The sequence below is a fragment of the Streptomyces sp. NBC_00236 genome (genome assembly GCF_036195045.1).
GTDB lineage: Bacteria > Actinomycetota > Actinomycetes > Streptomycetales > Streptomycetaceae > Streptomyces.
In genome coordinates this window covers 5,329,182-5,341,637 of record NZ_CP108100.1, presented here as the reverse complement: position 1 = coordinate 5,341,637, position 12,456 = coordinate 5,329,182, and the positions used below count along the sequence as shown (strand labels likewise).

Here is a 12,456-nt window from a genome sequence, read left to right as displayed (position 1 = left end):
GACACCGCACGAAGAGAGCCCCCGGCCATGCCCCCTCAGGACATGACGACTGCCGCGTCTCCTTCCGGGGGCGCCGCCCCGGAGAACCCGGGTCACGACCACCTCCTCGACGCTCTGCAGCACCAGGTCGCGGTCTTCGCCCGGCGCGCCGAGCAGACCCGCCTCGGCGGCGTCGGCCAGGTGCGCAACTCCATGGACCGCGCCGCGTATCTGCTGCTCAACCGGCTGGACCGGGAAGGCCCCATGGGCGTCAAGGCGCTGGCCGCCGGGATGGGGATCGATTCGTCGACCGTGACCCGGCAGGTCGCACCGCTCGTGGACACCGGTCTGGTCAAGCGCACCTCGCACCCGGAGGACGGCCGCGCGGTCGTGCTCCAGCTGTCGCCGCGCGGACAGGCCCGGCTGGACGAGGTCCGCTCCTCCCGGCGCGAGCTGATGTCGCAGGTGACGGACGAGTGGTCCGAGGACGAGCGGGACACGTTCTGCGCACTGCTCACCCGGTTCAACGCGGCCCTGGCCGCGCGGCAGGCCTCGCACCAGGCCCCGCCTGCGGGATAGCGCGGGCCGCCGGGCTCCCGGGGGTTGACCCGGGGCCCGCGGAGCGCTCCGATTGACCTCGTGCGAGAGCGTCACGCGAACCGACAGCGGCGCCGCGCCCAGGAGTTCGAGGCCTTCGTGGCGGGCGCGGCGGGCCGGCTGTTGCACGTCGCGACCCTGCTCACGGCCGAACCGGTGGACCCGCCCGGCGCCGGAGAGCGCGCGCAGCGGCTTCTGACGGCCGCGCTGGCCCGGACGTACGCGGACTGGGACCAGCTGCACGGCGAGGATCCGTACGTCCGCACCCGGCAGGATCTGGCCGTCCGGTTCGCCCGTCAGGCGTGGCGGCATCGCCGTCCGCGCGGCGGGCTGCTGGACCGGCTGACCCCGCAGGAGCGGCTGGTTCTCGTGCTGCGTCTGTACGAAGGTGTCCCGGAGGAGCAGGCGTCGGCACTGCTCGGGATGGCGCAGGAGCGGATCCGCACCGTCTGCGACCGCTCGGTGGCCACGATGCGCGGCACCCGGAGCCCGACGGCGCGATGGGGTCGCACCCGGCAGTTGCGGGCCGCGCCGTGAGCGGGGTCCGGCGCAACGAGGACGAGGTCCGGCGGATGCTGGAGACCTCCCGTCCGCACGTGCCCGCGGGACTGCCGGCGCGGGCGGCGCGGCGCGGTGCCCGGCTCTTGCACCGCCGGCGGTGGCTGCGCCGGCTGGGGCTGGCGACGGCGGCAGCGGCGGTCGTGGCGTTCACGGTGTGGGCGGTGATGGCCCAGCCCTGGCAGGCGCCGCCCGCCGGGACGACACCGCCGCTGGACGGCTGGTAGAGCGTCGGACCCGGACATCGCGGGACGGCTCCTCTACGCTCGTCGGCGCAGTCGGAGAACGTCTCGGAAATCATCTCGGGAAAATCCGGGCGGCCGTGTCGAGAACCCGCGACCGGCTCCGTCCCGGGGGTGAACGCGACCACAGAGGGCCGCACGAGCACCAAGGAGAACCGTCATGGCCAAGTACCTGTTGCTGAAGCACTACCGCGGCGCCCCGGCACCGGTCAACGACGTGCGCATGGACCAGTGGACGCCGGAGGAGGTCTCGGCCCACATCCAGTACATGAACGACTTCGCGGCCCGGCTGGAGAAGACCGGTGAGTTCGTCGACGGCCAGGCGCTCGCTCCCGAGGGAGCGTGGGTCCGCTACGACGGAGAGGGTCGGCCGCCGGTCACCGACGGACCCTTCGCCGAGACCAAGGACCTCATCGCCGGCTGGATGATCATCGACGTCGACAGCTACGAGCGCGCCGTCGAGCTGACCGGGGAACTGTCGGCAGCCCCCGGCGCGGGCGGCAGGCCGATCCACGAGTGGCTGGAGCTGCGCCCGTTCCTGACCGAGGCCCCGACCATCACGGAGTGACCTCTCGGATGAACCGGATCGACGAGGTCCTGCTCAGGAGCCTCACCCCGGGCGTGCTCGCCGTCCTCGTCCGCCGCGGAGCTGATTTCGCGGCGGCCGAGGACGCGGTGCAGGACGCCCTGGTCGAGGCGCTCCGGGTCTGGGAGGCCGACCCTCCGCGGGATGCCAAGGGCTGGCTGATCACCGTGGCGTGGCGCAAGTTCCTCGACGCGACGCGCGCCGACACGGCGCGCCGGCGCCGTGAGGACCGGGTCGAGGAGGAGCCGGTGCCCGGGCCGACCCCCGCGGGGGACGACACGCTCCAGCTCTACTTCCTGTGCGCGCACCCGTCGCTGACCCCGGCGTCGGCGGTCGCGCTCACGCTGCGGGCGGTCGGCGGGCTCACCACGCGCCAGATCGCCGCGGCCTACCTGGTGCCCGAGGCGACCATGGCGCAGCGCATCAGCCGGGCCAAGCGCACCGTCTCCGGCGTGCGGTTCGACCGGCCGGGCGATGTCGCCACCGTGCTGCGCGTCCTGTACCTGGTCTTCAACGAGGGCTACTCCGGCGACGTCGACCTGGCCGCCGAGGCCATCCGTCTCACCCGGCAGGTCGCGGCCGCCGTCGACCACCCCGAGGTGGCGGGGCTGCTCGCCCTCATGCTGCTCCACCATGCCCGGCGCGCCGCCCGGACCGCGTCCGACGGCAGCCTGGTCCCGCTGGCCGAGCAGGACCGCGGCAGGTGGGACACCGCGTCGATCGCCGAGGGCGTCGGGATCCTGCAGGCGGCCCTCGCCCGCGACCGGCTCGGCGAGTTCCAGGCGCAGGCCGCCATCGCGGCGCTCCATGCGGACGCGCCCGTTGCCGAGGAGACCGACTGGGTGCAGATCGTCGAGTGGTACGACGAGCTCGCGCGCCTGACCGACAGTCCGGTCGTCCGGCTCAACCGCGCGGTCGCGGTCGGGGAGGCGGACGGGCCGCGCGCGGGCCTGGCGGCGCTCGCGGCGCTGGACGCCTCGCTCCCCCGCCACACCGCGGTGGCGGCGTACCTCCACGAGCGCGACGGCGATCCGGAGAAGGCGGCACGGCTGTACGCGGAGGCGGCCCATCAGGCCCCCAACCTCGCCGAGCGCGCCCATCTGACGCGCCAGGCCGCCCGGATCAATGCCCGCCGAGGTCGCTGACGGGTCGCACGGATCAATGCCCGCCGAGGTCGCTGACGGGTTCGCACGGGGCTGCCCGATCTATCCTGGAGGAGCATCGGCCGAGGAGGCTGTGATGACCAGGAAGATCGCCGACTGCCGCAAGTATCCGAGCGTGTCGAACTGCTCGCTGACCATCTCCGGCGAGGAGGAGGAAGTCGTGCGGGCCGCGACCGAGCACGCGATCTCGGTCCATGAGCACACGGACAGTCCCGAGCTGAGGGAGCAGGTCAGGGCCTCGCTGGAGGACGAGAAGGTCTCGGCCTGAGGGAGACCGCACCGGGGCGGGGCCGGTGGGACCGGCCCCGCCCACGCCTGCACGGTCCTCGGGCCTCTCGTCTGGATCATGCCGGGCGCGCGGGCCCCGGCACGCGCACCGGACCCCGCTCCGTGGTCCGGCCTGATCCGAACGGAAGGTCCTAGCCGAGCGCCTGCGTCAGGTCGGCCAGCAGGTCGTCGCCGTTCTCGATGCCGACGGAGAGCCGCACCAGGTCGGCCGGGACCTCCAGCGGGGAGCCGGCGGCGGAGGCGTGCGTCATCCGGCCCGGGTGCTCCAGCAGCGACTCGACGCCGCCGAGCGACTCACCGAGCGTGAAGAGCTTCGCGCGGTTGCAGACCTCGACGGCCGCTTCCTCGCCGCCCGCGACGCGGAAGGACACCATCCCGCCGAACGCCTTCATCTGCTTGGCGGCGATCTCGTGCCCTTGGTGCTCGGGCAGTCCGGGGTAGAGGACCTGGGTGACCTTGGGGTGGCGGGTCAGCAGGTCGGCGACCTTGGTGGCGTTCTCGCTGTGCCGGTCCATCCGGACGGCGAGGGTCTTGATGCCGCGCAGCACCAGCCAGGCGTCGAACGGCCCGGCGACGGCGCCCATCGCGTTCTGGTGGTACGCCAACTCCTCGGACAGGTCGGGGTCGTTGACGATCAGTGCGCCGCCGACGACGTCCGAGTGGCCGCCCATGTACTTGGTCGTGGAGTGGACCACGACATCGGCGCCGAGGGCGAGGGGCTGCTGGAGGTAGGGGCTGGCGAAGGTGTTGTCGACGACCAGCCGTGCGCCGGCGGCACGGGCGACACCGGCGACGGCCGCGATGTCGGTGATGCCGAGCAGCGGGTTGGACGGGGTCTCCACCCAGATCGCCTTGGTGCGCGGGGTGATCGCGGCCCGGACCGCCGCCACGTCCGAGGTGTCGGCGACGGAGAACTCCACGCCCCAGCGCGAGGCGACCTTCGCGAACAGCCGGAACGTGCCGCCGTAGGCGTCGTTCGGGATGACCACGTGGTCGCCGGGGGTCAGCAGCGTACGGAGCAGGCAGTCCTCGGCGGCGAGGCCGGACGCGAAGGCGAGTCCCCGGCGGCCGCCCTCCAGGGCCGCGAGGTTCTCCTCCAGCGCCGTGCGGGTCGGGTTGGCGCTGCGGCTGTACTCGTAGCCGCCGCGCAGCCCGCCCACGCCGTCCTGCTTGTACGTGGAGACCTGGTAAATGGGCGGTACAACGGCGCCGGTGAGGGGATCGGCGGTGTTTCCCGCGTGGATCGCGAGAGTCTCGAAGCTGTGCTGGTCGCTCATGGGCCCCGAGCGTAGTCCGCCGCCGAGGCCACTCACGGAGCACCGGGCCGTCCGGTGACAATGGGGGCATGGAGATTCTGTGGTTCCTGTTCGCGCTGTGCATGCTCGCCGCGGTCGTCGGCCCCTTCGTGCTGCGGCGTCGCGGTGGTATCCGTCAGGTGGCGCCCGGTTCCCCGGACGCCGCCGACCCGGACACCTACGGCTTCGTGCGTCAGGAGGAGCTGGACATCCGGATGCCGGGCCCCGACCAGGATCTCCTCGACGTGCTCGATGTCGTCCAGCACACCCAGGAGTGGCGGGCGGCGTCCCAGCTGCTGTCCGGTACACCGAAGGACGGCGAGGTGCGCTGGCAGCGGGTGCAGGCCTTCGCCGGGGCCGCTTCGCTTGAGCTGATGCAGCGGCCGGGCGTCGGCGGGGCGTGGCTGCGCAAGTGGCGGGCCGAGGCGCCGAAGGACGCGGGCGGCGCGGCCGTGCACGCGGAGTTCCTGGTGCAGCAGGCGTGGCGTTCGTCGACGGCCGGTACGGACGACTTCCGGATCATCCTGGAGGAGGCCCGTACCGTGGTCGGCGAGGCGGCCCTGCTGGCGCCGGGCGACCCGGTGCCGTACCTCGTGGAGCTGGCCGTGGCCCGCGGACTGGGGTACTCCCACGAGGAGTTCGACCAGCTCTGGGCGAAGATCATCGACCGGGCGCCGGCCCACATGGGCGCGCACATCGCGGCGCTGCACTTCTGGTGCGAGAAGTGGCACGGCTCCCGCGAGGAGGCCGACCGCTTCGCGACCGCCGCGGCCGCCCGCGCCCCGCAGGGCTCGTTGCTGGCCGCACTGCCGCTGTTCGCGGTGTACGAGCACCTGCCCGAGGTCAATCTGGTGCAGGGGTTCTACCGGAGCCAGGTGGTGACCAGGGCAGTCGAGGGTGCGATGTTCGCGGTCCACGCGGCCCGTGCCGACGACCCGATGCTCGCGCACGTCCGTCATCTCCTGGTGCTGTTCCTGGTCCGGATGGAGCGCTGGTCCGAGGCGATGAACCAGCTGGTCCGCATCGACGGGCACGTGGGCGCGCTGCCGTGGACGGAGAACTCCGACCCGGCCGCCGAGTACACCGTGTACCGGGCCCTGGCGGTGGCAGGCTACGAGGCGAACGGCGGCAGCCCGGCGACGCTGTCGCGGTAGCCCTTGTGCGACCGTGGACGTACCGATACCGCGAAGCAGCGGCCGACCCCACGACAAGGACCGGTGTTCCCGTGGCACGACTGATACCCCTGATCCTGATCGGCCTCGGCGTGTACTTCTGGCTCAGGGCCCGCAAGCGGGCCGCCGAGTACGCCGAGACCTTCGAGTCCGGGGACGGCACGCCCCGGCGCTGACCGCGGGGTCCCGGAATCCGCGGGCCTCCCGGGACGTTGTACGGACAGCACACCGATCCAGGAGGAGCCCCCGTATGTTCCTGCACCGCCGCACCCCGCAGCTCCCCACACCGGAGGAGGCCCTGCGCGGCCGCGCCACCCCGGAATTCACCGTCCCGTCCCGGCACACGGTCCTGGGCAACGCCCTGCTGGGCCCGTACCCGGAGGGCCTGGAGGTCGCGGACTTCGCGATGGGCTGTTTCTGGGGCGCCGAGCGGAAGTTCTGGGAGACGGACGGCGTCTGGACGACGCTCGTCGGCTACCAGGGCGGCTACACGGAGAACCCCGCGTACGAGGAGGTCTGCTCCGGCCTGACCGGCCACACGGAGGCGGTCCGCGTCGTGTACGACCCGAAGACCGTCACGTACGCCCAGCTCCTGAAGGTCTTCTGGGAGTCCCACGACCCGACCCAGGGCTTCCGCCAGGGCAACGACGTGGGCACGCAGTACCGCTCCGCGGTCTACACCCACTCCCCCGAGCAGGCGGCGGCCGTGGCGGCCTCCCGCGAGGCGTACCAGAAGGTCCTCACGGGCTCCGGCTACGGCGAGATCAGCACGGAGATCCTGCCCGCCGAGGGCCGGACCTTCTGGCCCGCGGAGCCCGCGCACCAGCAGTACCTCGACAAGAACCCCGCCGGCTACTGCGGGATCGGCGGCACCGGTGTCTCCTGCCCGATCGGTGTGGCCCCGGCCGGTAACTGAGCCGGATACCCTCACCCCGGACGTGAGAGTCGAGGGGTGGGGGCACCATGCATGACAACCGTACGGACGGACCGGCGATCCCTTCGCTGAAGGGCCGCCCGTGGTGGGCGGTCAACGAGTTCCTGGCGTTCGTCCTCGAAGTGGTGGCGCTGGCCTGCCTGTTCTGGTGGGGGCTCACTCTCGGCGAGGGCCTGGCGGTCCAACTCCTGCTGGGAACAGCGCTCCTGGCCCTGGCCATCGCCCTGTGGGCCCTGTTCGCCGCACCCCGTGCCCGGATCCGTCTGCCGCTGCCCGGCGTGCTCGCCGTCAAGGCGGTGGTGCTCGGCGGCGGCGCCTTCGCGCTGTACGAGGTGGGGCACCCGACGGCGGCCCTGGTCATGGCCGTCGCGGTCGTGGTGAACACGGGGCTGGCCGAGACGTTCCGGCGCGGGCCGCAGCCCGCGGAGTAGAGACCGGCCCGGGACGCTTCCGCGTCCCGGGCCGGTCTCGGTGCGCCGGGGATCCGGTCAGATCAGGCCCTGCGCCAGCATCGCGTCCGCCACCAGCTCGAAGCCGGCGATGTTCGCGCCGACCACGTAGTTGCCGGGGCTGCCGTAACGCTCCGCCGTGGCGTAGCAGGAGTCGTGGATGTGGCGCATGATCTCCGCGAGCCGCTCCTCCGTGTGGGCGAAGGTCCAGGAGTCGCGCGAGGCGTTCTGCTGCATCTCCAGGGCGCTGGTGGCCACGCCGCCCGCGTTGGCCGCCTTGCCGGGCGCGAAGGCCACGCCGGCCTCCTGGAACACGCGGACGGCCTCGGGGGTGGTGGGCATGTTGGCGCCCTCGGCGACCGCCTTCACGCCGTTGCGTACGAGGGCCAGCGCGTCGGCCTCGTGGAGTTCGTTCTGCGTGGCGCAGGGCAGCGCCACGTCGCAGGGCACGTTCCAGACGCCGGTGCCGGGCACGAAGACGGCCTCGGGCCGGCGTTCGGCGTACTCGGAGACGCGGCCGCGGCCGGCCTCCTTGATCTCCTTGAGCAGGGCGAGGTCGATGCCCTTCTCGTCCACGACGTAGCCGTCGGAGTCGGAGCAGGTCACCACCGTGGCACCGAGCTGCTGGGCCTTCTCGATGGCGTAGATCGCGACGTTGCCCGAGCCCGAGACGGCGATGCGCTGGCCGTCGAGGGACTCGCCGCGGCTGCGGAGCATTTCGGCGGTGAACATGACACAGCCGTATCCCGTCGCCTCCGTACGCACCAGGGCGCCGCCCCAGCCGAGGCCCTTTCCGGTGAGGACGCCGGACTCGTAGCGGTTGGTGATCCGCTTGTACTGGCCGAAGAGATAGCCGATCTCGCGGCCGCCCACACCGATGTCACCGGCGGGGACGTCGGTGTACTCGCCGAGGTGGCGGTGCAGCTCCGTCATGAACGACTGGCAGAACCGCATGATCTCGGCGTCCGAGCGGCCCTTCGGGTCGAAGTCGGAGCCGCCCTTGCCGCCGCCGATGGGCATGCCGGTCAGGGCGTTCTTGAAGATCTGCTCGAAGCCGAGGAACTTCACGATGCCGAGGTTGACCGAGGGGTGGAAGCGCAGCCCGCCCTTGTACGGGCCCAGCGAGCTGGAGAACTCGACCCGGAATCCGCGGTTGACGTGGATGTCGCCGGAGTCGTCCGACCACGGCACCCGGAAGATGAGCTGGCGCTCCGGCTCGCATATGCGCTCGATGATCCGGGCGTCCACGAACTCCGGCCGCTGGACCAGCACCGGGCCGAGCGTCTCCAGGACCTCCCGTACGGCCTGGTGGAACTCCTTCTCGCCCTGGTTGCGGCGGAGGATCTCCGCGTACAGCGGCTCGATGACGCGGTGGGCGGCGGGCGGCGTTGCGGAGTCAGGGGTGGCCGTCATCTGATCAAGACCTTCCATGGGTCGGCTCATGCGCGAAGGTGCCCCCGTCCCGAGGGGCACCAGGTCCCCCCTCGCCGTTGAGGGCGTCGCCCGACATCACGCATACCGTGCTCACGAAAGCGACGTACAGGACCGTTGTGGCGTATCGAGTGTCCCAGTGGGGCGGCGGGATGCTCCACGGGCATCCACATGATGATCCTGGCGCGCCGTGCACGGGAAGGCCGCCGCCGCCCGGACCCAGGCCGGTTCCGGGGAGAATCTGCCGGGTTGCGGCCGCGGCGCACTCCATCCGAAGTGGTGAACCTCACAACGCCGCACGGGTGACTGTGAGGCCGGCCGTCGGTTCTGCGCGGCCGTGCGGCATCCGTCCGCGTCAGCTCTCGCGCGGGCCGCGCAGCATCCACAGGCCTGCCGCCGACGCGAGCACGACCACGCCCGAGACCACGCTCAGGGCAATGTTCGGTCCTTCCTGTTCCACCAGGAAGTTCAGCGAGACGTTCGCGACGAGTGCGACGAGGAGCACGGTCCGGAGCAGCTGCTTCACGGGTTCCTCCAGGAGAGGTCGGGCGGTCGTGCCGGGCAGCTGCCCGGCCGTGTCCCCCATCTTCGCGACGGACGGACGCCGGTACGAGGGGCCGGACTCCCGGACCGGTGGTGTAGCGGGCTACACCACGCGCCGCCGGCCGCGATGCCCGCAGGTGTGCGGTCCGGGCCCGCGGTGACGGGCTATCAGACATGATTCCGTCATGACGACATCACGGGGGAACCGCAAGGGCCGCGATCCCCATACTCCTTACAGGCAAAGGCCGTTGACCGCAGGACCGCTGCTCGGATACCGGCAGCCGGGGCCTCCGTACGTCCCCGGGGGGTCGGAGCGGCCCGCGCCGGGGACGCCGCCCCGGGCCGGTGAGGTGCGCCGGTATCTCGCCGTGGGGCTCGACTGCTACCTCTGCCTGGTCGCCGGCGGGTTACTCGTCCGGCCGTACGCGGACTCGGCGTCCTTTCCCCAGGTCGTCGGGCTGCTGATCGGGCCGGTGCTGGTCCTCTCGTTCCTCAACCAGGTGGTGCTCACCGCGGTCGCGGGTGCCGGAGCGGGAAAACTGATCATGGGGATACGGGTGGTGAGCCTGCCGGACGTGGGCCGTCCGGGCCCCGTACGCCTGGTGCGGCGCTGGCTGTACGGGCTGTGCTGGCTGCCGCTGCAGCCCTGGTACGGGCTGCGCGCCCGGCTGGCCCGGGGCGGCCCCGGTCCGCGAACGGCCTGCGGGGAGGGCGTCGCGTACAACGACCCGGCCGGCCTGCGCCAGGTCCGCCGCACCGATCTGGTGGCGCACCGCAGGGCCGTGGCCGGGCGGACCGGCTGAGGGCTGCCGGGTGGCCTGCGCGTTGCCGGGCCGGCGGATCGCCGGCCGCCCGGTGGCCCGTGTGCCCACGGGCCGGCGGATCCCGTCGTGCGGGTCGGGTCCGCCGGCCGGGCGGTCGGGTGTCGCCGGGTCAGGCCGCGGCGTTCTCCGTGATGGTGACCCTGCCCTTGCGGATGGTCGCCAGGCGCGGGGCCCTGCGGGCGATCGCGCTGTCGTGGGTGACCATGATGAAGGTGAGCCCGTGCTCCTTCCACAGGGTCTCCAGCACCTCCATGATCTCGTCGCGCATGGACTCGTCGAGGTTGCCGGTGGGCTCGTCGGCGAGCAGCACCTTGGGCTGCTTGACCAGGGCCCTGGCGATCGCGACGCGCTGCTGCTGGCCGCCGGACATCTCGCCGGGGAGATGGGTGAGGCGTTCGCCGAGCCCGAACGAGTCGAGTGCCTCGGCCGCTCTTCTGCGGCGCTCGGACGTCTTGACGCCGAGCGGGACGAGGGCGGTCTCGACGTTCTCCTGGGCGGTGAGCGTGGGGATGAGGTTGAAGCTCTGGAAGACGAAGCCGATGTTCTCGGCGCGCACCTTGGTGAGCTTGGCCTCGCTGAGCTTCGCGAGGTCCACCCCGTCGAGCTCGACGCTGCCGGCGGTGGGGCGGTCCAGGCCGCCGAGCATCTGCAGCAGCGTGGACTTGCCGCCGCCGGTCGGGCCCTGGATGACCAGGCGGCCGCCGTCCTCGATGGTCAGGTCGACGCCGGCGAGCGCGTGGACGGTGGACTTGCCGCGTGTGTACTGCTTGGTGACGCCTTGAAGCGTGTACATGGTTCAGCTCCTGCTGGGCGGTGATCGCGGATCCCGGGCGACCGCCTCGGGGGTCGCCCGTGGACCGGGGATCGCTGGGGACGGGGAACGGGATGCCCGGTCACCGGTCATCCCGTGCGGGCTACTCGACGCGGCGCAGCGCGTCGGCGGGGCGCAGCCGGGAGGCGCGCCAGCCGCCGAAGGCGCCCGCGATCAGCCCGCCCGCCACGGCCAGGCCGACGGCCATCAGGATGACGGAGAGGGAGACGGGCGCGGTCAGCGCGATGTCGAGCGCCTTGGACGCGGTCTGCCGGCCGGGGCCGCCCATGCCGCCGCCGCGTCCCCCGCCGCCGCCGGTGGAGCCGAGCTGGGCGGTGAGGGTGGGGCTGACGGCGGTGACGGCGTAGGCGCCGGCGAGGCCGACCGCGATGCCGAGGACGCCGCCCATCAGGCCGTTGACGAGTGCCTCGCCGATGACCTGGCGGGTGACCCGGCCGCTCCTCCAGCCGAGCGCCTTGAGCGTGCCGAACTCCCGTACGCGGCGGCTGACCGCGGAGGAGGTGAGGAGGCCGGCCACCAGGAAGGCGGCGATGAGCACGGCGATGGAGAGCCACTTGCCGACGCTGGAGGCCAGGTCGGACGCGGTGGACAGGGAACCGGACACGGTGTCCGCGAGGTCGGCGGAGGTGGTGACCGTGGTGCCCGTGATGTTCTTCTGGATGGCGGCCTTGACGCTGTCGATCTGCTGCGAGTCGGCGGCCTTGACGTAGACCGTGGTGACCTTGTCCTTCGAGTCGGCGAGGGTCTGCGCCTGCTGGAGCGGGATGTACAGGTTCGCGGCCGCGTCACCGCTCTCGGCCGTCGAGACGCCGACGATCGAGAACGTGGTCCCGTGGATCGTCACCGTCTTGCCGGTCGAGAGTTCCTTCTCCTTCGCGTACGCGGCGTCGACGACGGCCACCTTCGCGTTGGTCTCGGTCGTCTTGAACGTACGTCCGGTGGTGATCTTCGAGGAGGTGAGCGGGCCGAGGTCCTGCTTGGTGACGTCGGTGCCGTACACGGTGTAGGAGTTGACGTCGAAGGAGGCTCCGCCGCCCTGGACCTCGCCCTGCGGCTGGGTGCTGCCGCCGCGGCCGCCGCCCCCGGCCGTGGCGCTCTCGTCCTGCTTGAACTCGCCGCGCCTGAACTGGCCGTCCACCTTCATGACGGTCAGGCTCAGCCCGCCGACGGCGTCGGCGACGCCGGTCTGCTCGCCCACCTGGCCGACCGTGGTGGCGGCCAGGCTCTGGAAGCCCTGGACCATGACGCGGTCGGTGCTCTGCGTCGCGTCGTCGTCGCCGTCCTTGGCGTCGAACTCGAACTTGGGGCGCTCCGTGCCGGAGCCCGGAGCTGCGGCGGCCTTGGTGACGGTCATGTCCGTGCCGAGGCCGTACAGCGATTCCAGGACCTTGTCCTGGGCCTTGCTCATGCCCGAGGAGACCGAGCTGACGATGATGACGAGCGCAATGCCGAGGGCGAGCCCCGAGGCGACGACGAGCGCCGCCTTTCTGCGGCGGCGCAGCTCGCGCCGGAGGTAGGTGAAGAACATGGCGCGAGGCTAGGGACCGCTTGTGATGGTGGGTT

Annotated in this window: 16 protein-coding genes; 11 read left to right on the top strand and 5 right to left on the bottom strand. The window is 72.2% G+C overall.

From position 1 onward, the window contains the following. Window positions 1–27: 27 nt before the first annotated feature. The 6 genes from OG446_RS24195 to OG446_RS24170 all read left to right on the top strand — a co-directional run bounded on the left by OG446_RS24195 (window position 28) and on the right by OG446_RS24170 (window position 3,393). Complete coding sequence (locus tag OG446_RS24195; RefSeq protein ID WP_328895993.1) at window positions 28–558, top strand: MarR family winged helix-turn-helix transcriptional regulator; 531 nt, start codon at window positions 28–30, stop codon at window positions 556–558. 60 nt (window positions 559–618) lie between these two features. After that, on the top strand, window positions 619–1,113 hold the full coding sequence (locus OG446_RS24190; protein ID WP_328895992.1) for a sigma factor-like helix-turn-helix DNA-binding protein: 495 nt from the start codon (window positions 619–621) through the stop codon (window positions 1,111–1,113). Beyond that, window positions 1,110–1,361, top strand: coding sequence for a hypothetical protein (locus OG446_RS24185; RefSeq protein WP_328895991.1), 252 nt, complete (start codon window positions 1,110–1,112; stop codon window positions 1,359–1,361). The genes OG446_RS24190 and OG446_RS24185 overlap by 4 nt, the downstream gene beginning before the upstream one ends. A gap of 175 nt (window positions 1,362–1,536) precedes the next feature. Next, window positions 1,537–1,944: a YciI family protein gene (locus OG446_RS24180; RefSeq protein WP_328895990.1), complete on the top strand. Its 408-nt coding sequence runs from the start codon at window positions 1,537–1,539 to the stop codon at window positions 1,942–1,944. 17 nt (window positions 1,945–1,961) lie between these two features. After that, window positions 1,962–3,107, top strand: a complete 1,146-nt coding sequence (locus tag OG446_RS24175) for an RNA polymerase sigma factor (RefSeq protein WP_328898403.1) — start codon at window positions 1,962–1,964, stop codon at window positions 3,105–3,107. A gap of 94 nt (window positions 3,108–3,201) precedes the next feature. After that, window positions 3,202–3,393 (top strand): DUF1059 domain-containing protein, encoded by a 192-nt coding sequence (locus tag OG446_RS24170; protein ID WP_328895989.1) that lies wholly within the window; start codon window positions 3,202–3,204, stop codon window positions 3,391–3,393. A gap of 151 nt (window positions 3,394–3,544) precedes the next feature. On the opposite strand, the gene OG446_RS24165 is transcribed toward OG446_RS24170, so the two are convergent. Further along, on the bottom strand, window positions 3,545–4,690 hold the full coding sequence (locus OG446_RS24165; RefSeq protein ID WP_328895988.1) for a cystathionine gamma-synthase: 1,146 nt from the start codon (window positions 4,688–4,690) through the stop codon (window positions 3,545–3,547). Window positions 4,691–4,758: 68 nt separating this feature from the next. Here OG446_RS24165 and OG446_RS24160 point away from each other — a divergent pair, with 68 nt between their 5' ends. The 4 genes from OG446_RS24160 to OG446_RS24145 all read left to right on the top strand — a co-directional run bounded on the left by OG446_RS24160 (window position 4,759) and on the right by OG446_RS24145 (window position 7,245). Then, window positions 4,759–5,862: a hypothetical protein gene (locus tag OG446_RS24160; RefSeq protein WP_328895987.1), complete on the top strand. Its 1,104-nt coding sequence runs from the start codon at window positions 4,759–4,761 to the stop codon at window positions 5,860–5,862. Between the two features lie 71 nt (window positions 5,863–5,933). Further along, the gene (locus OG446_RS24155; RefSeq protein WP_328895986.1) at window positions 5,934–6,056 is read left to right on the top strand and encodes a hypothetical protein; all 123 of its coding nucleotides are present in this window, start codon (window positions 5,934–5,936) and stop codon (window positions 6,054–6,056) included. Between the two features lie 74 nt (window positions 6,057–6,130). Next, window positions 6,131–6,796, top strand: coding sequence for a peptide-methionine (S)-S-oxide reductase MsrA (gene msrA / locus OG446_RS24150; RefSeq protein WP_328895985.1), 666 nt, complete (start codon window positions 6,131–6,133; stop codon window positions 6,794–6,796). A gap of 47 nt (window positions 6,797–6,843) precedes the next feature. After that, entirely contained in the window at window positions 6,844–7,245 is a 402-nt protein-coding gene (locus tag OG446_RS24145) for a YrdB family protein (protein ID WP_328895984.1), read from the top strand. 57 nt (window positions 7,246–7,302) lie between these two features. Here OG446_RS24145 and gdhA read toward each other — a convergent pair whose 3' ends face one another. Next, window positions 7,303–8,676, bottom strand: a complete 1,374-nt coding sequence (gene gdhA / locus OG446_RS24140) for an NADP-specific glutamate dehydrogenase (protein WP_328895983.1) — start codon at window positions 8,674–8,676, stop codon at window positions 7,303–7,305. Window positions 8,677–9,049: 373 nt separating this feature from the next. Further along, window positions 9,050–9,220: a hypothetical protein gene (locus OG446_RS24135; protein WP_328895982.1), complete on the bottom strand. Its 171-nt coding sequence runs from the start codon at window positions 9,218–9,220 to the stop codon at window positions 9,050–9,052. A 367-nt stretch (window positions 9,221–9,587) separates the two neighbouring features. Here OG446_RS24135 and OG446_RS24130 point away from each other — a divergent pair, with 367 nt between their 5' ends. Then, complete coding sequence (locus tag OG446_RS24130; RefSeq protein WP_328898402.1) at window positions 9,588–10,040, top strand: RDD family protein; 453 nt, start codon at window positions 9,588–9,590, stop codon at window positions 10,038–10,040. A 130-nt stretch (window positions 10,041–10,170) separates the two neighbouring features. On the opposite strand, the gene OG446_RS24125 is transcribed toward OG446_RS24130, so the two are convergent. Next, a complete protein-coding gene (locus OG446_RS24125) occupies window positions 10,171–10,854 on the bottom strand; it encodes an ABC transporter ATP-binding protein (protein ID WP_328895981.1) in 684 nt (227 codons plus the stop codon). 121 nt (window positions 10,855–10,975) lie between these two features. Further along, window positions 10,976–12,421, bottom strand: coding sequence for an ABC transporter permease (locus tag OG446_RS24120; RefSeq protein WP_328895980.1), 1,446 nt, complete (start codon window positions 12,419–12,421; stop codon window positions 10,976–10,978). Between the last annotated feature and the right edge of the window lie 35 nt (window positions 12,422–12,456).

What these genes read in the sequence shown, in the direction of transcription:
- OG446_RS24195 (WP_328895993.1), top strand. Translation starts at nt 28, where the DNA reads ATGCCCCCTCAGGACATGACGACTGCCGCGTCTCCTTCCGGGGGCGCC.
- OG446_RS24180 (WP_328895990.1), top strand. Translation starts at nt 1,537, where the DNA reads ATGGCCAAGTACCTGTTGCTGAAGCACTACCGCGGCGCCCCGGCACCG.
- OG446_RS24170 (WP_328895989.1), top strand. Translation starts at nt 3,202, where the DNA reads ATGACCAGGAAGATCGCCGACTGCCGCAAGTATCCGAGCGTGTCGAAC.
- OG446_RS24165 (WP_328895988.1), bottom strand. Translation starts at nt 4,690, where the DNA reads ATGAGCGACCAGCACAGCTTCGAGACTCTCGCGATCCACGCGGGAAAC.
- OG446_RS24160 (WP_328895987.1), top strand. Translation starts at nt 4,759, where the DNA reads ATGGAGATTCTGTGGTTCCTGTTCGCGCTGTGCATGCTCGCCGCGGTC.
- msrA (WP_328895985.1), top strand. Translation starts at nt 6,131, where the DNA reads ATGTTCCTGCACCGCCGCACCCCGCAGCTCCCCACACCGGAGGAGGCC.
- OG446_RS24145 (WP_328895984.1), top strand. Translation starts at nt 6,844, where the DNA reads ATGCATGACAACCGTACGGACGGACCGGCGATCCCTTCGCTGAAGGGC.
- gdhA (WP_328895983.1), bottom strand. Translation starts at nt 8,676, where the DNA reads ATGACGGCCACCCCTGACTCCGCAACGCCGCCCGCCGCCCACCGCGTC.
- OG446_RS24125 (WP_328895981.1), bottom strand. Translation starts at nt 10,854, where the DNA reads ATGTACACGCTTCAAGGCGTCACCAAGCAGTACACACGCGGCAAGTCC.
- OG446_RS24120 (WP_328895980.1), bottom strand. Translation starts at nt 12,421, where the DNA reads ATGTTCTTCACCTACCTCCGGCGCGAGCTGCGCCGCCGCAGAAAGGCG.